15 protein-coding genes are annotated in these 20,553 nt (G+C 71.4%); 8 read left to right on the forward strand and 7 right to left on the reverse strand.

Going from position 1 to position 20,553, the window contains the following annotated elements; all coding sequences use genetic code 11:
- Window positions 1-7 precede the first annotated feature (7 nt).
- The 4 genes from ACGFSH_RS11280 to ssd form a co-directional block, all read right to left on the reverse strand.
- Window positions 8-793, reverse strand: coding sequence for a type II secretion system F family protein (locus ACGFSH_RS11280; protein WP_393347201.1), 786 nt, complete (start codon window positions 791-793; stop codon window positions 8-10).
- Between the two features lie 70 nt (window positions 794-863).
- Entirely contained in the window at window positions 864-1,715 is an 852-nt protein-coding gene (locus ACGFSH_RS11285) for a type II secretion system F family protein (RefSeq protein WP_393348090.1), read from the reverse strand.
- Between the two features lies 1 nt (window position 1,716).
- A complete protein-coding gene (locus tag ACGFSH_RS11290) occupies window positions 1,717-3,114 on the reverse strand; it encodes a TadA family conjugal transfer-associated ATPase (protein WP_393347202.1) in 1,398 nt (465 codons plus the stop codon).
- Window positions 3,111-4,214 carry a septum site-determining protein Ssd gene (ssd, locus tag ACGFSH_RS11295; RefSeq protein ID WP_393347204.1) on the reverse strand — a complete coding sequence of 368 codons (1,104 nt, stop codon included), beginning with the start codon at window positions 4,212-4,214 and terminating at the stop codon, window positions 3,111-3,113. Before ssd ends, ACGFSH_RS11290 begins: the two co-directional genes overlap by 4 nt.
- 579 nt (window positions 4,215-4,793) lie before the next feature.
- Between ssd and ACGFSH_RS11300 the strand changes: the two genes are divergently transcribed.
- A complete protein-coding gene (locus ACGFSH_RS11300; protein ID WP_329412255.1) occupies window positions 4,794-5,627 on the forward strand; it encodes an HAD family hydrolase in 834 nt (277 codons plus the stop codon).
- A 636-nt stretch (window positions 5,628-6,263) separates the two neighbouring features.
- Here the strand turns inward: ACGFSH_RS11300 and ACGFSH_RS11305 are convergent.
- Window positions 6,264-7,088, reverse strand: a complete 825-nt coding sequence (locus tag ACGFSH_RS11305) for an oxidoreductase (RefSeq protein WP_393347206.1) — start codon at window positions 7,086-7,088, stop codon at window positions 6,264-6,266.
- Window positions 7,089-7,189: 101 nt separating this feature from the next.
- On the opposite strand from ACGFSH_RS11305, the gene ACGFSH_RS11310 reads away from it, so the two are divergent.
- On the forward strand, window positions 7,190-8,170 hold the full coding sequence (locus ACGFSH_RS11310) for an ATP-binding protein (protein ID WP_393347208.1): 981 nt from the start codon (window positions 7,190-7,192) through the stop codon (window positions 8,168-8,170).
- 33 nt (window positions 8,171-8,203) lie between these two features.
- On the opposite strand, the gene ACGFSH_RS11315 is transcribed toward ACGFSH_RS11310, so the two are convergent.
- Entirely contained in the window at window positions 8,204-9,481 is a 1,278-nt protein-coding gene (locus ACGFSH_RS11315; RefSeq protein WP_393347210.1) for a hypothetical protein, read from the reverse strand.
- Between the two features lie 337 nt (window positions 9,482-9,818).
- Between ACGFSH_RS11315 and ACGFSH_RS11320 the strand changes: the two genes are divergently transcribed.
- The 6 genes from ACGFSH_RS11320 to ACGFSH_RS11345 all read left to right on the forward strand — a co-directional run bounded on the left by ACGFSH_RS11320 (window position 9,819) and on the right by ACGFSH_RS11345 (window position 19,154).
- Window positions 9,819-12,818: a SulP family inorganic anion transporter gene (locus ACGFSH_RS11320; protein WP_393347212.1), complete on the forward strand. Its 3,000-nt coding sequence runs from the start codon at window positions 9,819-9,821 to the stop codon at window positions 12,816-12,818.
- Window positions 12,819-13,346: 528 nt separating this feature from the next.
- Window positions 13,347-15,308 carry an acetate--CoA ligase gene (acs, locus tag ACGFSH_RS11325; RefSeq protein WP_393347213.1) on the forward strand — a complete coding sequence of 654 codons (1,962 nt, stop codon included), beginning with the start codon at window positions 13,347-13,349 and terminating at the stop codon, window positions 15,306-15,308.
- A gap of 571 nt (window positions 15,309-15,879) precedes the next feature.
- Entirely contained in the window at window positions 15,880-17,340 is a 1,461-nt protein-coding gene (nhaA, locus tag ACGFSH_RS11330) for a Na+/H+ antiporter NhaA (protein ID WP_393347214.1), read from the forward strand.
- A 59-nt stretch (window positions 17,341-17,399) separates the two neighbouring features.
- Window positions 17,400-17,888: a phage holin family protein gene (locus ACGFSH_RS11335; RefSeq protein WP_393347216.1), complete on the forward strand. Its 489-nt coding sequence runs from the start codon at window positions 17,400-17,402 to the stop codon at window positions 17,886-17,888.
- Window positions 17,885-18,841 (forward strand): alpha/beta fold hydrolase, encoded by a 957-nt coding sequence (locus tag ACGFSH_RS11340; RefSeq protein ID WP_393347218.1) that lies wholly within the window; start codon window positions 17,885-17,887, stop codon window positions 18,839-18,841. The genes ACGFSH_RS11335 and ACGFSH_RS11340 overlap by 4 nt, the downstream gene beginning before the upstream one ends.
- Before the next feature lie 127 nt (window positions 18,842-18,968).
- Complete coding sequence (locus ACGFSH_RS11345) at window positions 18,969-19,154, forward strand: hypothetical protein (RefSeq protein ID WP_329412236.1); 186 nt, start codon at window positions 18,969-18,971, stop codon at window positions 19,152-19,154.
- A gap of 187 nt (window positions 19,155-19,341) precedes the next feature.
- On the opposite strand, the gene ACGFSH_RS11350 is transcribed toward ACGFSH_RS11345, so the two are convergent.
- Window positions 19,342-20,541, reverse strand: a complete 1,200-nt coding sequence (locus ACGFSH_RS11350; protein ID WP_393347220.1) for a MarP family serine protease — start codon at window positions 20,539-20,541, stop codon at window positions 19,342-19,344.
- Between the last annotated feature and the right edge of the window lie 12 nt (window positions 20,542-20,553).

Below are 20,553 nucleotides of genomic sequence, written 5' to 3' on the forward strand. Positions count from 1 at the left end.
CCGGCTGTCACGGCTCACCCCCTCCCATCGCGCCGCCCGCGAGCCCGATCACGATGGGGAGCACGCCGACCGCGATGAAGGCGGGCAGGAAGCACAGCCCCACGGGCGCGGTGACCATGACCGCCGCACGCCGGGCTCTCGCCGTCGCGGCACGCGCCCACTCGGCGCGGGTGTCGGCGGCGAGGCGGGCGACCGGCCCGGCCGCCGGCAGACCGGAGACATCGGCCCTCTCCAGCAGGGCCGCCAACGGAGCAGCTCCCGGCATCGAGGACAACTTCCGCCAGGCGGTCGCCGGTTCACCGCCCAGCCGGACCTCGGCGGCTCCGCGCGCGAGCCCTTCCCCGACGGGACCGCCGAGCGCCTCCCCCACCGCCTGTGCCGCCACCACCGGTCCCGCGCCCGCGGCGATGCACGCCGCCAGCAAGTCCGCGGCGAGAGGGAGTTGCCGGGCGGCATGCCGGACGTCCGCATCGCTCACCGCTGCCGACGCCAACTGCCTGCGACGCCATCGCCCCAGCGCCACCGCGGCCGCCAGTCCCAGGACGAGACCGCTCACGCCGCCGGCCAGGAGCCATCCGGCGCCCGCCACCGAGACCTCGGGAAGCCACCGCAGCGCGGCCTCCCTTCCCGTGAACGACCGTCCTGCCGACCGGCGTTCCCGTCCCAGCACCTCAGCCACGCGCCGTCGCGCACTGCGCCTGTCGCTCACGCCCTTCAGCCGGCGTCCCAGCCACCAGAGGGCCATCACGATCACCACCGTCACCCCCAGCCTGTGGACAACTTCTCCGCCCATGCCGCGCCGCCTCCTTCCGCACCGTCGGTCCCACATCGCGTCCCTCTCGCAGTTGCGCCCACTCCGCCCGTCACGTCGACTCCGCAGTGCGCACGATGCGCAAGGCCCACCAAGCGCCCGTCGCCTCCAGCGCGCCGCCGACGAGCAGACAGCCCAGCCCCGCTCCGCTGTGCAGCAGGACATGCAGGGGGTCCGCGCCGAGCGTGGCGCCCAGCAGGAGGCCGAGGGCGGGCAGACCGGCGAGCATCACGACCGTGGCCCGGGGCCCGGACAGCTGGGCCCGTAGATCGGCTCGTTGATCCCGTTCCGCACGCAGCGCCTCCTCAAGGCGATCGAGTCCCGCCGCGAGGCCGGCGCCGCGGTCCACGGCCACCCGCCAGCACGCCGCGAGTCCCAGCAGCCCTTCCGCCCCGGGCTGCCGTGCGGCGACGGTGAGAGCGTCGGGCACGTCTCCGCCGAACCGGGCGGCCGCCAGCACCGACGGTTGCGCCGCGCCGAGCCCCGCCGATTCGCGCGCGGCCCGCTGCAACGCCTCTCCGGGCTGCCGTCCGGCCAGGACCTCCCCGGCGAGTGCCGCGCACAGCGCGATGACCGCGTCCCCCCGGCGTTCCCGTGTCCGCCGTTCCTCCGCCGCACGCCGCGCCCTGCGCAGCAGCGGCACCCCGGCCGCCCCCGCGACGACCGGCAGCACGGAGCCGCCCAGCGCGGCCAGGACCACTCCGGCGACCGGCGCCCACCACTCGGGGCGCCATCGCGCTCGCAGTCGTCGCAGCTCATGGTTCAGCTGCTCCCAGGACGGGGGCGGGCTGCCTACCGACGCGCCGCCGGCGAGGAGCAACCGCGCGCGCCTGGCTCCGGTGTGCGGTCCGCCCAGCAACCAGGCCGCCGCCCCTGCGCACGCCACGGCCGCCGCCATCGGCATTTCACCCATCCCGACCTCCCCGCCCACCGCTCTCCCCGATCTCCCGGACCACTGCGCCCTCTTCGATCTCTTCGATCTCTGCGCTCTCTGCCGCTGCGCCCTGTGCGATGTGCTTGATCCCTCCGTCCTCTCGACTCCGTGCGAATTCCTGCTCCTCCTGCACCCCTTCGCTCCCGTCGGTTTCGTGCTTCTCCTCGGCCTCTCGGCTCCCGTCGTTCTCGTGGCTTCGCAGCAGCTCGTAGAGGCGCTCCCATCCCCGCTCGTGGACGAAGGCGTCCGCCCGCCACCGGAGCGCCGGGACGGTGCGCACCAGGCCGGACGGATCCCGTTCCAGCACGTGCACTTCGTCGATCCGCCGCCGCCCGGCCGGGTCGCGCACCAGGTGCAGGACCACCGAGAGAGCTGCCGCCAACTGGCTGTGCAGCGCGGCCCGGTCGAGCCCGGCCGCGGTCCCGAGCGCCTCCAGCCGGGCGGGTACGTCCGCGGCGGCATTGGCGTGGACCGTGCCGCAGCCGCCTTCGTGGCCGGTGTTCAAGGCGGCGAGTAGATGAACGACCTCGGGGCCGCGGACCTCGCCCACGGCGAGCCGGTCCGGCCGCATCCTCAAGGCCTGGCGAACCAGGTCCTCCAGCGTGACGAGTCCGGCTCCCTCCTGGTTGGCGGGTCTGGTCTCCAGGCGCACCACGTGCGGGTGGTCGGGGCGCAGCTCCGCCGAGTCCTCCGCCAGCACGATCCGCTCGCCCGGCCCGACCATGCCGAGAAGGGCGCTCAGCAAGGTCGTCTTGCCGCTGCCGGTGCCGCCGCTGATCAGGAAGGACAGCCGCGCCCGCACCAGGGCCCGCAGCACGCGGTCCCCGCCGGGGGGCACCGTGCCCGCGGCCACCAGTTCGTCGAGCGTGAAGGCGCGGGGCCGTACGACCCGCAGCGACAGGCAGGTGCAGCCGACGGCGACCGGGGGGAGCACGGCGTGCAGTCGTGTCCCGTCGGGAAGGCGTGCGTCGACCCAGGGCCGGGCATCGTCCAGGCGCCGCCCGGCCACGGCAGCCAGGCGCTGTGCGAGGCGGCGCACGGCGGTCGCGTCAGGGAAGGAGACGCCGGTCAGCTCGAGGCCCCCGCCCCGGTCGACCCAGACCCGGTCCGGGCCCGAGACCAGCACGTCGGTGACCCACGGATCTGCCAGCAGTGGTTCCAGCGGGCCGCTGCCGATCAGTTCGGACCGCAGTTGCGCGGCCGCGCCCAGGACTTCCGCGTCCCCGAGGACCCGCCCCTGTTCCCGCAGTGCCTGCGCCACGCGCGCGGGAGTCGGTTCGGCCCCGCTCTCGGCGAGCCACTGCCGTACGCCGTCGAGCAGGCTCCCGGTGCTGCCCCGCGTCCGCCGGAGGCCGGACGGCGTGCTCATGCCGCCCCCGCCTCGGTCAGCGCCTTCTCCCAGAACTCCTTGCAGAAGCGGGCGAGGGGCCCGCGCGCGATCGCGCCCGGCGGCGCCTTGCCGCCGTCAGGGCGCAGCAGCCCCGCCTCGACGGGCACCTCGCCGGCGAGGGGCAGCCCGAGCAGTGCGGCCACCTCGTTGTCGTCGAGTCCGGGCGCGTAGGGGCCGCGGACGGCGACCCGCAGGTCGCGCACGACCATGCCGACGGCGGAGGCCACGCGGCTGCCCGCGGCGATGGCCCGCAGTTCGGCCGGGACGACGAGGAGCGCCAGGTCGAGCTGGGCCAGCACTTCGGCGACGCCGTCGTCGATGCGGCGGGGCAGGTCGACGACGACGGTGCCGCCCCGGCGCCGGGCTGCCGCGAGCACCGCGCGTACGGCCTGGGGTGCGACGGCGACGCAGTCGCCCCGGTCCCAGCTGAGCACCCGCAGCGAGTGCAGCCGGGGCAGCGACTCCTCCAGCGCGCCACCGCCGACCCGGCCGCGGGAGGCGGCGAACGCGGGCCAGCGCAGGCCTTCGGCGCTTTCACCGCCGAGGAGTACGTCGAGTCCGCCGCCGAGCGGGTCGGCGTCCACGAGGAGGGTGCGCAGTCCCTCACGCGCGGAGGTGACGGCCAGGGCGCACGCGAGCGTGGACGCTCCGGCGCCGCCCCGGCCGCCGATCACCCCGACGGTGAGCGCGGGCCGTCCGACCCCCTCGGCCACGTCGGCGATGCGGTCGACGAGCCACTGTTCGCCGTCAGGCAGCATCAGGACGTGGTCGGCACCGATCTCGACGGCCCGTTGCCACACCCCCGAGTCGTCCTGGTCGCGTCCGACGAGGACCACTCCGCGACGGCGGGCGGCCCATCGGACGCGGCGAGCCACGTCGTCACCGACCAGGACGAGTGGCGCGCTCTCCCAGCTGCCCCGCTGTTCCGGCACCGAGTGGTGCACTTCCGGTGTGGCGCCGGCGGCGGCGCACAGGCGCAGCAGGTCGTCGAGGAGGTCCACGTCCTCCGTGACGATCAGTGGCCTGCCGGGCCGCCCTCCGGCGGTGGGCGGCAGATCTTGTGTGACGGCTCCGGTCACGATTTCGACCCCCTTCACTGCGGGTCGCCCAGTCACTGCGGCCCCGCGATTCCTGAACGAGAGGAGAACCGGCACGCGGCCTCCATATGAACGGCCGGCGGAAACCGACCGCGGACGCCGCCAAACGGAACCGTTCATGTGAAGTCGGCTCGTGCGGACGTCCGGGAATCACGGTGCAGCGAACCCGGAAATCGTGTGGATCTTGGTGGATAACTGTGGACGAGTAGGCACTTGTGAATAGCGCTGTCACCCGAACCGGTGAGACCTGCGCCATCTCGTGTGCGACTTCCGCAGAGCAGTCCGATGACTACTCACGGTAGTCGTGGGTAGGTATGCGAAAGAGGCGGCCACAGGCCGCCTCTTCGCCACGCACCGTTCGCGGACAGGGTGGAAAACCCACCCGGACATGCGACGACCCCCGCCGGGGGGGAGAGCGGGGGTCGTCTCCACGGCCGACTCGGGGGGGGAGGAGCCGGACCGGGTTAGCACGGTCGCGAACGATCCGTGACTTCCATGGTGTACCCGAGAGGCCTCTCAGGCAAACCCACGCGCCCACCTTACGCCGAATGGGCTGCCCCTATGCTCTTGGTTGTGGAAAACCACTCCCTGCCCCGCACAGCGGCCTTCTTTGACCTGGACAAGACGGTCATTGCGAAGTCGAGCACGCTCACCTTCGGCAAGTCCTTCTACCAAGGCGGCCTGATCAACCGTCGGGCTGCCTTGCGGACCGCATACGCCCAGTTCGTGTTCCTCGTGGGCGGTATGGACCACGACCAGATGGAGCGGACTCGCGAGTACCTGTCCGCTCTCGTCCGCGGCTGGAACGTGCAGCAGGTGAAGGAGATCGTCGCGGAGACGCTTCATGACCTGATCGACCCGCTGATCTACGACGAAGCGGCCTCCCTGATCGAGGAGCACCACACGGCCGGCCGCGACGTCGTCATCGTGTCGACGTCGGGCGCCGAGGTGGTCGAGCCGATCGGCGAACTGCTCGGCGCGGACCGGGTGGTCGCCACCCGCATGGTCGTCGGCGAGGACGGCTGCTTCACCGGCGAGGTGGGCTACTACGCGTACGGCCCGACGAAGGCGGAGGCCGTGAGGGAACTCGCTGAGTCCGAGGGTTACGACCTCTCGCGCTGTTATGCCTACAGCGACTCGGCGACCGACCTGCCGATGCTGGAAGAGGTGGGGCATCCGCACGCCGTGAACCCCGACCGGGCCCTGCGCCGCGAGGCCGTGGCACGCGGGTGGCCGATCCTGGACTTCCATCGGCCGGTGCGCCTGAAGCAGCGGATTCCGTCGTTCTCCGTCCCGCCCCGCCCGGCGCTCGTCGCGGCGGCGGCGATAGGGGCGGCGGCCGCGACGGCGGGCCTCGTCTGGTACGCGAACCGGCGGCGGGCGGCGACCGTCTGACCCAGGTCGCACGACTGTCCGACGATGCCGAAGCCGCCTAGGCGCGTCCGCCGAGGCCGCGTGCGCCCGTCCGACCTTGCCGCGTACGCGCTCGCCGACCGTCGTCCGGCACCGTCCGCGCGCCGCGCACCTTCAGCCCACATTCGGACGCAAAAGCAAAGAACGGGTGCCAGCACTTCCGCTTGTCCGGGACCTGGAGTACAAAGGACTTAACGGCCCGCGAGACCAAGGACATCCGCGAGGATCACCTTAACAACGCATTTGGCCCCACGGACCGCGCATGACCACCGGGCACCCACGCGACGTCGACCCGTCGATTACGGGCCAGCCGCACCAGGTGACGGGCAAAGTTCCCGACCTGATGGGCAATACATCGAGGACGCTTGGTAACCGGGTGGGCATGCCAGCGGCGGTACGATGACTCGTACCGCCGCAACCCTTTTCGACTGCCAATGCACCGGGCCCCCGCACGGGGGCTTTTCTCGTGCCGCGCACTCCCGCGCTCCGACTGAACGCCACCCCGCAGGGTGCCGACGCCTTCGAGCGCAGAGCGACGCCCGAGCACCCCCATGGCCGTGAACGTCGGCGCACCCCACGCGTGTGGGTGGCTTCCGCGCGCCCCGCGCGTGTGGGTGGCTACGCCGCGCCGCGCTGCAGGGCCTCGCACACCGCCGTCGACTCCCGGGCGCCCAGTTCGACAGCCCTGCCGCAGTGGGCGATCCACCCCGCCATCCCGTCGGGGGTACCCGACGCATAGCCGTCCAGAGCCGCACGATAGGCGGCCCGCCCCAGCTCGGCGTGACCCACCTCCGCCGGGCACACCGACTTGGGATCGAGGCCGCTGCCGACCAGGACGATGCGTTCGGCGGCCCTCGCGACCAAGCCGTTGTACGAGGTGAAGGGCCGCAGAGCCAGGAGCTCTCCGTGGACGACGGCGGCCGTCACCAGAGCGGGCGCGGAGCCGCCCGCGATGATCAGCTCGGACAGTCCCTCCAGCCGGCCGGCGACCTCGTCGGCCGTGGGCAAGGGCAGCTCGACCATGGGCTCGTCGACGGCTTCACCGGCCTGCCGGGGACGTCCGACGTCGTCGCCGTCGCTCGCCGCGGCGATCAGGTGCAGTCGTGCCAGCACCCGCAGCGGCGACTGCCGCCAGATGGACAGCAACTGGCCCGCCTCGGCCGTCAGCCGCAGGGCGGCCCCCATGACCCGCGCCTCACCGTCGACGCCGAAGTCGCTGCGCCGACGCACCTCCTCCAGCGCCCAGTCGGCCCCGGACAGCGCGGCCGACCCGCGCGCACCGCGCAGGGCCGCCTCGGAGGTGACCGCGGTGCTGCGCCGACGCATGACCCGGTGCCCGTAGACCCGGTCCACGGCCTTGCGCACGGACTCCACGGACTCCGGCACACCGGGCAACGAGCCCAGGACCGCGAGCGGATCGGCGGACGCGCCTGTCGTACTCATGAGTACGACATTACGCAACCCGCGCCCGGACCCCACGAAGGAGTGGTCTTCTTCACGCCCACCCATCACGTACGGCTATGCGAGCACTACTCTTGGTGAACATGAAAACTGCTTTCGTCGGGAAGGGCGGCAGTGGCAAGACCACCCTGTCCTCCCTGTTCATCCGCCACCTCGCGGCCTGCGGTGCGCCCGTGATCGCGATCGACGCGGACATCAACCAGCATCTGGGCCCCGCGCTCGGCCTCGACGAGGCGCAGGCCGCGACCCTGCCCGCGATGGGCGACCGGCTGCCGCTGATCAAGGACTATCTGCGCGGCTCGAACCCACGTGTCACGTCCGCCGAGACGATGATCAAAACCACGCCGCCCGGCGAGGGCTCCCGGCTGCTGCGGGTGTGCGAGGACAACCCGGTGTACGACGCGTGCGCCCGGCCGGTGGAACTCGACGGGAACGCCGTCCGTTTGATGGTCACGGGCCCCTTCACGGACGCCGACCTGGGGGTCTCCTGCTACCACTCCAAGACCGGAGCGGTGGAGCTGTGCCTGAACCACCTGGTGGACGGGCCTGACGAGTACGTCGTGGTCGACATGACCGCCGGCTCGGACTCCTTCGCCTCCGGCATGTTCACCCGCTTCGACATGACGTTCCTCGTCGCCGAGCCGACCCGGAAGGGGGTCTCCGTCTATCGCCAGTACAAGGAGTACGCCCGCGACTTCGGCGTCGAGCTGAAGGTCGTCGGCAACAAGGTGCAGGGCCCGGACGACCTCGACTTCCTGCGGTCCGAGGTCGGCGACGACCTGCTCGTGACCTTCGGGCACTCGGACTGGGTGCGCGCCATGGAGAAGGGCCGGCCGCCCCGGTTCGAACTCCTGGAGAACGCGAACCGGGAGGCCCTGAGCCTGCTGCGGACGACCGTCGACTCGGCCTACGACAGGCGCGACTGGGGGCGGTACACGCGGCAGATGGTGCACTTCCACCTGAAGAACGCCGAGTCGTGGGGCAACGAACGCACCGGGGCCGATCTGGCGGCGCAGGTCGACCCCGGCTTCGTCCTGGGGGAGGGCGTCACGGCCTCCGTGTGACGGCCGGGATGCGGCCGGGTCGGACGTTCGCCGTCACTGCCTGACCGCCGGCGCTCCGGGGACGCCCTTGGGGGCGGGTGCCGGGCCGTCGGCGAGGAAGGACGCCCAGCCCTGCTTCGGGGCTTCGCCGACGTCCAGCGTGCGCAGCTTCGCCAGCGTCTGCGGATCCTGGGCGTCGAGCCAGTCCGACAGCTGCCGGAACGACACACAGCGGACGTCGGGCTTGTTGCAGACGTGCTCGACGACCTCCTCGACGGCACGCATGTAGGTGCCGCCGTTCCAGGACTCGAAGTGGTTGCCGATGATCAACGGCGCCCGGTTTCCGTCATAGGCCCGGTGGAAGCCCTTGAGCAGGCCGTCGCGCATCTGGTCCCCCCAGAACGCGAACTTGTCCGGGTCGCCCTGAGTGGCGGTCCCGGACTGGTTGACCATGAAGTTGTAGTCCATGGTGAGCTGTTCGTACTTGTGCCCGGGGAACGGCACGAGCTGCATCGACAGGTCCCACAGACCCGACTTCCTGGCCGGCCAGACCTGGTTGTCGACGCCGCTCGTGTCATAGCGGAAGCCCAGTTGACGGGCGGCCTCCATGAAGTTCTTCTGCCCCTCAAGGCAGGGCGTGCGGGCGCCGACGAGCTCCTTGTCGTAGTCGAAGGGCAGGGGAGCCGCCTTATTGAGGCCAGTGTTCGTTTTCCACGTCTTCACGAACTGCTTGGCCTGGGCGATCTCGTCCTTCCACTCGTCGACCGACCAGGCGCCCACCCCGGTCTTTCCGCAGAAGTGGCCGTTGAAGTGGGTTCCGATCTCGTTGCCTTCCAGCCACGCCAGGCGCAGCTGCTTCACGGTGTCGGCGATGCCCTGCTCGTCGTTGAAGCCGATGTCGGAGCTGCCGCGCGAGTGCTGCGGCGGTCTGTAGAGCTCCGCCTTCTCCCGCGGCAGCATGTACACGCCGCTGAGGAAGTACGTCATCGTCGCGTTGTTGGCCTTGGCCACCTTGCGGAAGTGCGAGAACAGCTTCTGGCTGTCCTCGCCGGCGCCGTCCCACGAGAAGACCACGAACTGCGGGGGCTTCTGGCCCGGCTTGAGCCGCTCGGGCTGCGGCAGGTGGGGTTGCGTTCCCGTGTACGCGGTTGAGCCGTCGCCGATCAGTCGGACGACGCTCTTCGGCGCCGGGGCCGGCTTCGCCTTGTGCGCGCCCGACGCGCCTTCCGCGGAGCCGTTGGAGTCGTGGGCTCCCGTCCCACAACCGGCGAGTGACACGGCGACAGCCGCGGCGACCGCGGTGCCGACGGCGATCCTCTGGGTGGCGGCCATCTTCCGCCCACCTTCTTCCTTCTCTCGACCAACGCCGACGAGGGCGTTCTCGGGTGACGCGCCGACACGAGCCGACGGCGCGGCCAAGGTCGCACGAGGGCCGAAAAGGAATTAATACGACAAGCCGACAAAAAGCTCACTTCGCTCTTTCGGGTGATCGACTGCCCCATTTGCCAGGAAAATGCAGACTTGGCCTTTACTCTGCATTACGATTCGTTTACCGAGCGTTGATTTTTTCATCCCGCCGCTGCACGCCGTGACCCACGGCCGCGACCACCCCCGCCACACCCGGGGGACACCAGTTCCGCGACCGCGCCGCCCCGGAGGAGACGGGAACATGTCCGCCTGCGTCCCCACCCGCACCGACCGCCCGACGCCCGCCGAAGGCGTCCACCAGTCCCACAGCCCCCCACCACCCCCGCGCCGCCGCTTCCGCGTCGACAGCGCCGACGTATCCGCCTCCATCGCCGTCTTCCTGATCGCACTGCCCCTGTCCCTGGGCATCGCCCTCGCCACCGGCGCACCCCTCCAGGCCGGCCTCGTCGCCGCGGCCGTGGGCGGGATCGTCGCCGGCCGGGTCGGCGGCTCGCCCCTCCAGGTCAGCGGCCCCGCGGCGGGTCTGACCGTCGTCACGGCCGACCTCATCCACCGCTACGGCTGGCGGACGACGTGCGCCATCACCGTCCTCGCCGGACTGGCACAACTGGGCCTCGGCTGCCTGCGCGTGGCACGTACCGCGCTCGCCGTCAGCCCCGCCGTCGTGCACGGCATGCTCGCCGGCATCGGCATCACCATCGCCGTGGCCCAACTGCACATCGTCCTCGGCGGCACACCTCAGAGCTCGGTCCTCGACAACCTCCGCGCGCTTCCGGCCCAGTTGGCCCGGCTGCAGCCCGCGGCCGTCGCCGTGAGCATGCTGACCCTGGCCCTGCTGCTGCTGTGGCCGCGCATCCCCGGCCGGGTCGGCCGTCTGGTGCAGAAGGTGCCCGCCGCACTCGTGGCCGTCACCGGCGCCACCGCCGTCGCCACCCTCACCGGCCTCACCCTGCCCAGGGTCGACCTGCCGTCCTGGAGCAGTCACGCCCTGGCCGGGCTGCCCGACGGACCGGCGCTCGGGCTCGCCGCGGCCGTCCTCACCACCACGCTGGTGTGCAGCGTGCAGTCACTGCTCGGCGCGGTGGCCGTGGACAAACTGATCGCCGGCCGCCCCGTCCCGACGGGCTCCCGCGCCCTCCGGATCGGCCGCTCCGACCTGGACCGCGAGTTGCTCGGGCAGGGCGCGGCCAACATCGTCTCCGGTGCGCTCGGCGGGCTGCCCGTAGCGGGCGTGGCCGTGCGCAGTTCGGCGAATGTGCGAGCCGGCGCCGTGAGCCGGAACTCCACGATGCTGCACGGCGTTCTCGTAGTAGTCGCCGCGCTCCTGATGGTCCCGATCCTGGATCTCATCCCGCTCGCCTCACTCGCCGCCCTGGTGATGGCCGTCGGCATCCAGATGGTGTCGCTGCACCACATTCGCACGGTGACGCGCCACCGAGAGGTGCTCGTCTACGCCGTCACCACCCTCGGCGTGGTGTGCCTGGGCGTCCTGGAAGGCGTACTGATCGGCGTCGCCGTCGCCGTGGCCGTCGCCCTCCACCGCCTCACCCGCACGCGCATCACCCACCACGAGAAGGAAGGAGTCCATCACGTACATGTGAGAGGTCAGCTGACGTTCCTCGCCGTGCCACGGCTCAGCCGCACCCTGCACCTCGTTCCTCACCACACGCACGCCGTGGTCGAGTTGGACGGCTCCTTCATGGATCACGCCGCCTACGAGGCCCTGCAGGACTGGCAGAAGACCCACACCGCGCAGGGCGGCACGGCCGAGCTGACCGGCCGCCGCCCCCGCACAGGACTCGACCCGACAGCCGACACCGGCCCCGGAGCGCACGACGGCGCGGAGACCGAAGGGCACGTCCGGCCCAGCGCCTTCGGCCCCGTTCCCGCGGGCGCCGAGCCGGCTCGAGCCGGTGAGGTCCCGATCGCCGACTGCCGCTGCCGCCCCTGGACGCCATGGCGCAACCACCAGTGCGAGGTGCCCCCGACAACGACCACGACAACAGCAACAACGAGCACGACCACCCGAACACCGAGGGACGGCAGCGCTGCGAAGTGGCCGGCGCCGACAGCGGGAACGGGCGCCTCGGCACAGACGGCGGACCCGGTGAACCCGGCGGAACCGGCGAACCTCACAGGTCCGGATGCCGCCAGCACGACGGACGTATGGGCTGCGACGCCACCCGGTGCCGCGGCGACGGCACCCGCACGGGGGAAGGAGAACAGAGCGACGGCAGAGGCCACACGGCTCGCCCAGATCTCACAGACCGCCCGGGCCACAGGCACCACGCAGGGCATGCAGGCTGCGCATGCACCCGAGGTCTCGCAGGCGACAGCGGCCTCGCAGGCCGGTCGTACCGCACCGCCCGCGTGGTCGGCCGAGCCGAACGAGCGCACCGAATCGGCGTCTGCGTCTCAACCGGTCATGGAGGCTGCACGGGCGACACAAGCGGCTCAGACGGCGCCCGCGCCCCACGCTCCACACGATTCACGCTCGACACGGACGGTACGGGCGGCACGGGTACTCGAACCGAGCGGGCAGCAACTGGTGCGCGGCATCAGTACGTTCCAGCGGAACACGGCCCCACTGGTACGGGGTGAGCTGGCCCGGCTGGCACGGGAGGGTCAACGGCCCACTCAACTCTTCCTCACCTGCGCCGATTCGCGACTGGTCACCTCGATGATCACCTCCAGTGGTCCCGGCGACCTGTTCGTGGTGCGCAATGTGGGCAACCTGGTGCCGTTGCCCGGCGAGGAGAGCGGGGACGACTCGGTGGCCGCCGCGATCGAATACGCCGTGGACATCCTGGAGGTGCGGTCCATCACGGTCTGCGGACACTCAGGCTGCGGGGCCATGCAGGCGCTGCTCAGCGCCCGCCCCGGGGAGGCGGTGACCCCGCTGAGACGGTGGCTGCGGCACGGGCTGCCGAGCCTGGAGCGGGCGAGCGACGGTGACCGCCCACCGGCCCGGCTGGCCGGACGCGCCCCCGCCGACGCGGTCGAGCAGCTCTGTCTCACCAACGTGGTCCAGCAGTTGGAGCATCTGCGGGCCCACGAGTCGGTGGCCCGGGCACTGCGCAGCGGCGCGCTGGAGCTGCACGGCCTGTACTTCCACGTGGGCGAGGCCCAGACGTACCTGCTCACCGAGCCCTCGCGGAACGGCGGCGGCAGCGAGAGCGGCGGGGAGGCCGAGCACGGCGGGGTGTTCGACCACGTGGGGTCGGTGGACGTGTCCGCCTGAGCCCGGTGTTCGGGGCACGTCCACCACGGCCGAGCGCGGGAACACGCAGGGACATGTCCGTCGTCCCTGCACGGCCGAGCGCGGGGACACGCAGGGACATGTCCGTCGTCCCTGCTCCCCCGTGCCCGGTGGACGTGCCGCCCGGCCTCTGCGCGCAGGCAGACGTGCCCCCGGGCCCCGGCACCGCGGTGCGCCGTCGGTGACGGGCGAGGACGGGCAGGGGCAAAGCGAGAACGGAGCGAAGGCGGGCGCGGACGGGGCGAAGGCGGGGCGAGGGCGGCGGGGTTGGCTTCGTCATGGGAGGTGAGAGGCGTCACACCGGCTGAACTCGGTTCACCCGGCGTCCGTGGGTACGGATGACCGCCGTGGCCCACAGAGGTCTAAACCAATCTGTCGGCGGCCCTTGTCACCGGGCCCCTGGGTCTGATGAGCTGTGGCCTGGGACACAACGGACACGGACACCCTTCGAAAGGGAGATGTCGTGAGCAACGAGAGCCTGGCCACCCTGCTGAGGGAGGAGAGTGGCGTATGAGCGAGTCTCCTTCACTTTCCAACCTGCTCAAGGAAGAGCGCAGGTTCGCGCCGCCCGCCGACCTGGCGGCCGACGCCAACGTCACGGCGGAGGCGTACGAGCAGGCCAAGGCTGACCGGCTCGGCTTCTGGGCCGAACAGGCCCGCCGGCTGAGCTGGGCCAAGGAGCCCACGGAGACGCTGGACTGGTCGAACCCGCCCTTCGCGAAGTGGTTCAAGGACGGCGAGCTCAACGTCGCCTACAACTGCGTCGACCGCCATGTGGAGGCCGGGCACGGGGAGCGCGTCGCCATCCACTTCGAGGGCGAGCCGGGCGACAGCCGCGCCATCACCTACGCCGAGCTCAAGGACGAGGTGTCGAAGGCGGCCAACGCGCTGCTGGAGCTGGGCGTCCAGAAGGGCGACCGGGTCGCGGTCTACATGCCGATGATCCCGGAGACGGCGATCGCGATGCTGGCCTGCGCGCGCATCGGCGCCGCTCACTCCGTCGTCTTCGGCGGCTTCTCGGCGGACGCGCTGGCCACCCGCATCCAGGACGCGGACGCCAAGGTCGTCATCACGTCCGACGGCGGATACCGGCGCGGCAAGCCGTCCGCGCTCAAGCCGGCCGTCGACGACGCGCTCAGGCGCGCGGACTACGTCCGGCATGTGCTGGTCGTGCGGCGCACCGGCCAGGACGTCGCCTGGACCGAGGGCCGCGACGTGTGGTGGCACGAGGTGGTGGACCGTCAGCCGACCGAGCACACCCCCGAGGCGTTCGACGCCGAGCACCCGCTGTTCATCCTCTACACCTCGGGCACCACGGGGAAGCCGAAGGGCATCCTGCACACGTCCGGCGGCTATCTGACGCAGACCGCCTACACGCATCACGCGGTCTTCGACCTCAAGCCGGAGACCGACGTGTACTGGTGCACGGCCGACGTCGGCTGGGTCACCGGGCACTCGTACATCGTCTACGGACCGCTGGCCAACGGCGCGACGCAGGTCATGTACGAGGGCACCCCGGACACCCCGCACCAGGGCCGCTTCTGGGAGATCGTGCAGAAGTACGGGGTGACGATCCTGTACACGGCGCCGACCGCCATCCGCACGTTCATGAAGTGGGGCGACGACATCCCCGCGAAGTTCGACCTCAGCAGTCTGCGCGTGCTGGGCTCGGTCGGTGAGCCGATCAACCCCGAGGCCTGGATCTGGTACCGCAAGCACATCGGCGCCGACCGGACGCCCGTCGTGGACACCTGGTGGCAGACCGAGACCGGCGCGATGATGATCTCGCCGCTGCCGGGCGTGACGGCGACGAAGCCGGGTTCCGCGCAGACGCCGCTGCCCGGCATCTGCGCGACCGTCGTGGACGACGAGGCCAACGAGGTGCCCGACGGCGGCGGTGGCTACCTGGTCCTCACCGAGCCGTGGCCGTCGATGCTGCGCACCATCTGGGGCGACGACCAGAGGTTCCTCGACACGTACTGGGCGCGCTTCGAGGGCAAGTACTTCGCCGGCGACGGCGCGAAGAAGGACGACGACGGGGACATCTGGCTCCTCGGGCGGGTCGACGACGTCATGCTCGTGTCCGGCCACAACATCTCCACCACGGAGGTCGAGTCGGCGCTCGTGTCCCACCCCTCCGTCGCCGAGGCGGCCGTCGTGGGCGCGGCGGACGAGACGACCGGGCAGGCCATCGTCGCCTTCGTCATCCTGCGCGGCACGGCGAACGCCGAGGACGAACATCTCGTCGCCGATCTGCGCAACCATGTCGCGGCCACGCTCGGCCCGATCGCCAAACCGCAGCGGATCCTGCCGGTCGCCGAGCTGCCGAAGACCCGCTCCGGCAAGATCATGCGGCGCCTGCTGCGCGACGTGGCGGAAAACCGTCAGCTGGGCGACGTCACGACCCTGACCGACTCCACGGTCATGGACCTCATCCAGGCGAAGCTGCCGGCGGCCCCGAGCGAGGACTGACCCCTGCGGAACCGACGTCCGCGGCACTGAACAGTGCCGGGGTTGCCCCGTGCGGGACTGATCCCCGCGGGGCTGCCCCTCCCCTACGGGACGGATGTCCGGGGCCGGGCCTCACAGCCCGGCCCCGGCCCCCGAACCCGAACCCGGCCCCGCACACGGCGGGCGGCCCGAGCCGTGAGGCGTCCCTGCGGGCCGCACAGGCATCGCAAGGCACCACGGCACGGCGCGACACCAGCGGAACTAGACAGCGCTCCGCGGGACAGGGGACGACAGGACGGACGGACGGACAGGAGACCTCGGAGGCAGCGCTCCGCGGGGGCCAGGACGCCTCGGAGGCAGCGCCCCGCGCGAAGCAGCACCGCGGCCTCTTTGTGCCTACCGTGGGAGGTACGCCTACCGTGGGAGTGCGCCTGCCGTGAGAGGCACCGATGCCGCGAGAGGCGCCGGATGCCGCCCGATGCCCCGGGCTGCTTTTTAGGTAAAGTAAACAAAACAACGTGACCCTCATGGTGCGCCGGGAAGTCTGGTCGGCAAGTCGCTCCGTCCTGCCCACCGACCGGAGGTCGCCCCCGTGACCGCGCCCCGCACCCCAAGCCCCCGTCGTGTCCTCGGACGGCTCTCCCTTCCCGAGCGGAGTTTCGTCGCGGAGGCGCTGCGCACCGAGACCGTGGGCGGCGTGCTGCTGCTCTTCGCCGCCGTCACGGCGCTGATCTGGGCGAACGTGCCCGCGCTGCACGACAGCTACGAGAACGTCAGCGACTTCCACCTGGGCCCCGGGGCCATCGGGCTGCACCTGTCCGTCGCCCACTGGGCAGCCGACGGTCTGCTCGCCGTGTTCTTCTTCGTCGCCGGCATCGAGCTGAAACGCGAACTCGTCGCCGGCGACCTCAAGGACCCGCGGGCGGCCGCGCTCCCCGTGGTGGCCGCGTTGTGCGGCATGGCCGTGCCGGCGCTGGTCTACACGCTCACCAACCTCACCGAGGGCGGATCCCTGGCCGGATGGGCCGTGCCCACGGCCACCGACATCGCGTTCGCCCTGGCCGTGCTCGCCGTCATCGGCACATCCCTGCCGAGCGCCCTGCGCGCCTTCCTGCTCACCCTCGCCGTCGTCGACGACCTGTTCGCCATCCTGATCATCGCGGTGTTCTTCACGAGCAGCATCGACTTCGCGGCCCTGGCCGGAGCGGTCGCCGGGCTCGTCGTGTTCTGGCTCCTGCTGCGCTGGAACGTGCGCGGCTGGTACGTCTATCTGCCGCTCGCGCTCGTGATCTGGGCGCTGATGTACAACAGCGGCGTGCACGCCACGATCGCCGGCGTCGCGATGGGCCTGATGCTGCGCTGCACGACCCGCGAGGGCGAGGAGCACTCACCCGGCGAGCGCATCGAGCATCTCGTGCGACCGTTCTCCGCCGGTCTCGCGGTCCCGCTGTTCGCCCTGTTCAGTGCCGGTGTGACGATCTCAGGGCCGGCCCTCGCGGACGTCTTCGGCAAACCGGAGACGCTGGGCGTCGTTCTCGGTCTCGTCGTCGGCAAGACGATCGGCATCTTCGGCGGCACCTGGCTTACCGCGCGATTCACCCGTGCCTCGCTCAGCGAGGACCTCGCCTGGGCCGACGTCTTCGCCGTCGCGTCGCTGGCCGGCATTGGATTCACCGTCTCGCTGCTGATCGGCGAGCTGGCCTTCGAGGGCGACACGGTCCTCACCGACGAGGCCAAGGCCGCCGTCCTGCTGGGATCGGTGATCGCGGCGAGCCTGGCGACGGTCCTGCTGAAGCTGCGCAACGCCAAGTACCGCCGGATGTGCGAGAACGAGGAGCGCGACGAGGACCTCGACGGCATCCCGGACGTCTACGAGCAGGACGACCCGTCGTACCACCTGCGCATGGCGGACATCTACGAGGCCAAGGCGGCGGAGCACCGCCGGACCGCCGCGGAGATCACCCGCCGGCTCGCCCACGAGGACGACGACGCGCGCCACGGGCTTGCCGAAGTACCGGGCGGGGCAGGCGAGGACGACGACCGTCCGGCATGATCTGACGAGACGGTACAAAAGAAGTCGGAAACACAGTGCAGCAGGAGAGGGAGAACGCGATGAGCGCACCCGACGGCAGCCCGGTCGGCGCCGAACGCAGCATCGGCCAGCTGTTCGCCTCGGCGACGACCGAGTTGTCGGCGCTGGTGCACGACGAGATCGCGCTGGCGAAGGCCCAGCTGAAGCAGGACGTCAAGCGCGGCGCGGTGAGCGGCGGCGCCTTCTCGGTGGCCGGCGCGGTGCTGCTGTTCTCGCTGCCGATGCTGAACTTCGCCCTGGCGTACGGCATCCGGACCTGGAGCGACTGGAACCTCGCGATCTGCTTCCTGCTGTCCTTCGCGGCGAACGTGCTGGTCGCGCTCCTCCTGGTGCTGATCGGCGTGGTCTTCGCGAAGAAGGCGCAGAAGAGCAAGGGTCCGCAGAAGGTCGCCGCGTCCATGAAGGAGTCGGCGGGCGTCCTGCAGAACGCCAAGCCGCACCCGAGGCCCGAGCTGGCACAGGACAGTGGTCCGAAGGCCATCGAGGCTGTGGCACGCTCATCGTCATGACGGACCCCGACGGCATCACCCCTGCGGCCCAGCCGGCTTCGGTCGTACGGCCGGACGCCGTCTTCGGCATGCCGGTCACCCACCGCGAGGTCGCCGCAAACGGCGCGCGGTTCCACATCGCGGAGGCCGGCGACGGGCCGCTGGTCATGCTCGTCCACGGCTTCCCGCAGTTCTGGTGGACCTGGCGCCACCAACTGGTGGCCCTGGCCGACGCGGGCTTCCGGGCCGTCGCGATGGACCTGCGGGGTGTGGGCGGCAGCGACCGCACACCCCGCGGGTACGACCCGGCCAACCTCGCCCTCGACATCACGGGCGTGATCCGCTCCCTGGGCGAGCCGGACGCCGCGCTGGTCGGCCACGACCTCGGCGGCTACCTGGCGTGGACGGCGGCCGTGATGCGTCCCAAGCTCGTCCGGCGGCTCGCCGTCGCCTCCATGCCCCATCCCCGGCGCTGGCGGTCGGCGATGCTCGCCGACGTCCGGCAGACTTCCGCGAGTTCCCACATCTGGGGCTTCCAGCGGCCGTGGATCCCCGAGCGCCGGCTGACCGCGGACGGTGGCGAGCTGGTGGGCCGGCTGATCCGCGACTGGTCGGGGCCGACGCTGCCGGAGGACGAGGCGGTGGAGGCGTACCGGCGCGCGATGTGCATCCCGTCCACCGCGCACTGCGCCGTGGAGCCGTACCGCTGGCTGGTCCGCTCCCTGGCGCGTCCGGACGGCGTCCAGTTCTACCGGCGTATGAAGCGGCCCGTGCGGGTGCCCACACTGCATCTGCACGGTTCCCTCGATCCGGTGATGCGCACCCGCAGTGCGGCCGGCTCCGGCGAGTACGTCGAAGCGCCGTACCGCTGGCGGTTGTTCGACGGTCTCGGACACTTCCCGCACGAGGAGGATCCGGTCGCCTTCTCCACCGAACTGGTCAATTGGCTGAAGGACCCCGAACCCGATCGGTGACAGATCGATCGCGCCCGGTATCCGGACCAGGACGCCTGTACGACGAACGGCCAAATGCCCGACGCATAGGCCAATTGGCGGCCCCGGAGGCGGTTATCGACCTTGGGCCAGGGGCAGACGTCCGGGTATGGGCTGGACGCACGACTACAGTGACGCAGGACGCACCCGCCGCTCGGCCAGTGGCCTGAGCACCCACCAGCGAGGTGCCGCGAACCCGCAGCTGCCGGGTACCGATCTGCGCGTGGGCATTCCGCGCATCCTGCGTCGCCGGGCCCGCTGGGTGTCGGTCCGCCTGCGTCACCCACGAGGCTGACCCGCCGGACGGCCCGGAGAGCCCGCCCGATCCCCCGGACGGCCCAACGGACACGGCTGATCCGCCGAGGACCCGGTGACCGCGCCCGTCCGCAGGACGACGGCCCAGCGACCGAGCCGCACCGCGACGGCCCAGCGGCCGTCGGACCCTCGGAGGGCCAGCTGTCCCTCACTGGACGCGCATGCCCTCAGAGGGCGCAGCTGTCGCTGTCCACCTGCTGGCCGGCGCTCCGGCCGGAGGTGACGTCCTGACGGATCTCGTCGGCGGTCAGCGCGTAGCCCGTCTCGGCGTCGTCGAGGGACTTCGCGAAGACCACGCCGTACACCTTGCCGTCGGCGGTGAGCAGCGGGCCTCCGGAGTTGCCCTGACGGACCGTCGCGTACAGCGAGTACACGTCACGGCGCACGGTGCCGCGGTGGTAGATGTCCGGGCCGTTGGCGGTGATGCGACCGCGCACCCGCGCGGCCCGCACGTCGTACGACCCGTTCTCGGGGAAGCCGGCCACGATCGCGCTGTCGCCGCTCGCCGCGTCGTCGGTGGAGAACTGAAGCACGGGCGCGTCGAGTTCCGGCACGTCGAGGACGGCGATGTCCCGCTTCCAGTCGTACAGGACGACCGTCGCGTCGTACTTGCGGCCCTCGCCGCCTATCTGGACGGTCGGCTCGTCGACACCGCCGACGACGTGCGCGTTGGTCATGACGCGCCGCTCGCCGAACACGAAGCCGGTGCCCTCCAGAACCTTGCCGCAGCTCTCCGCGGTGCCCATGACCTTGACGATGGAGCGCCGCGCGCGGCTGGCCACCGGGCTCTCGGCCAGGGCGGGGTCGGGCGGCTGGACGTCGGTGATCGGCTCGTTGGAGAACGGGCTGAACACCTGCGGGAAGCCGTTCTGCGCCAGCACGGAGGAGAAGTCGGCGAACCAGGTGTCGGCCTGTGCGGGCAGCGCCCTGGACACGCCCTGCAGCACGTTGGAGCTGCGCACTTCCTTGCCCAGCGTCGGCAGCGTGGTGCCGGCGAGGGCGGACCCGATCAGCCAGGCGACCAGCAGCATGGCGACCACGTTGACGAGCGCGCCGCCCGTGGCGTCCAGCGCGCGGGCCGGTGACCAGGTGATGAACCGGCGCAGCTTGTTGCCGAGGTGGGTGGTGAGGGCCTGGCCCACCGAGGCGCACACGATCACGACGATGACCGCGACGACCGCGGCCGTGGTGCTCACCTCGGAGTTCTCGGTCAGAGCGTCCCAGGCCACGGGCAGCAGGTAGACGGCGACGAGGCCGCCGCCCAGAAAGCCGATCACCGACAGGATGCCGACGACGAAGCCCTGGCGGTAGCCCACGACCGCGAACCAGAGGGCCGCGACCAGCAACAGGATGTCCAGCACATTCACGGGGATCACCCT

Origin of the sequence: Streptomyces sp. NPDC048481 (assembly GCF_043200075.1) — a bacterium.
GTDB lineage: Bacteria > Actinomycetota > Actinomycetes > Streptomycetales > Streptomycetaceae > Streptomyces.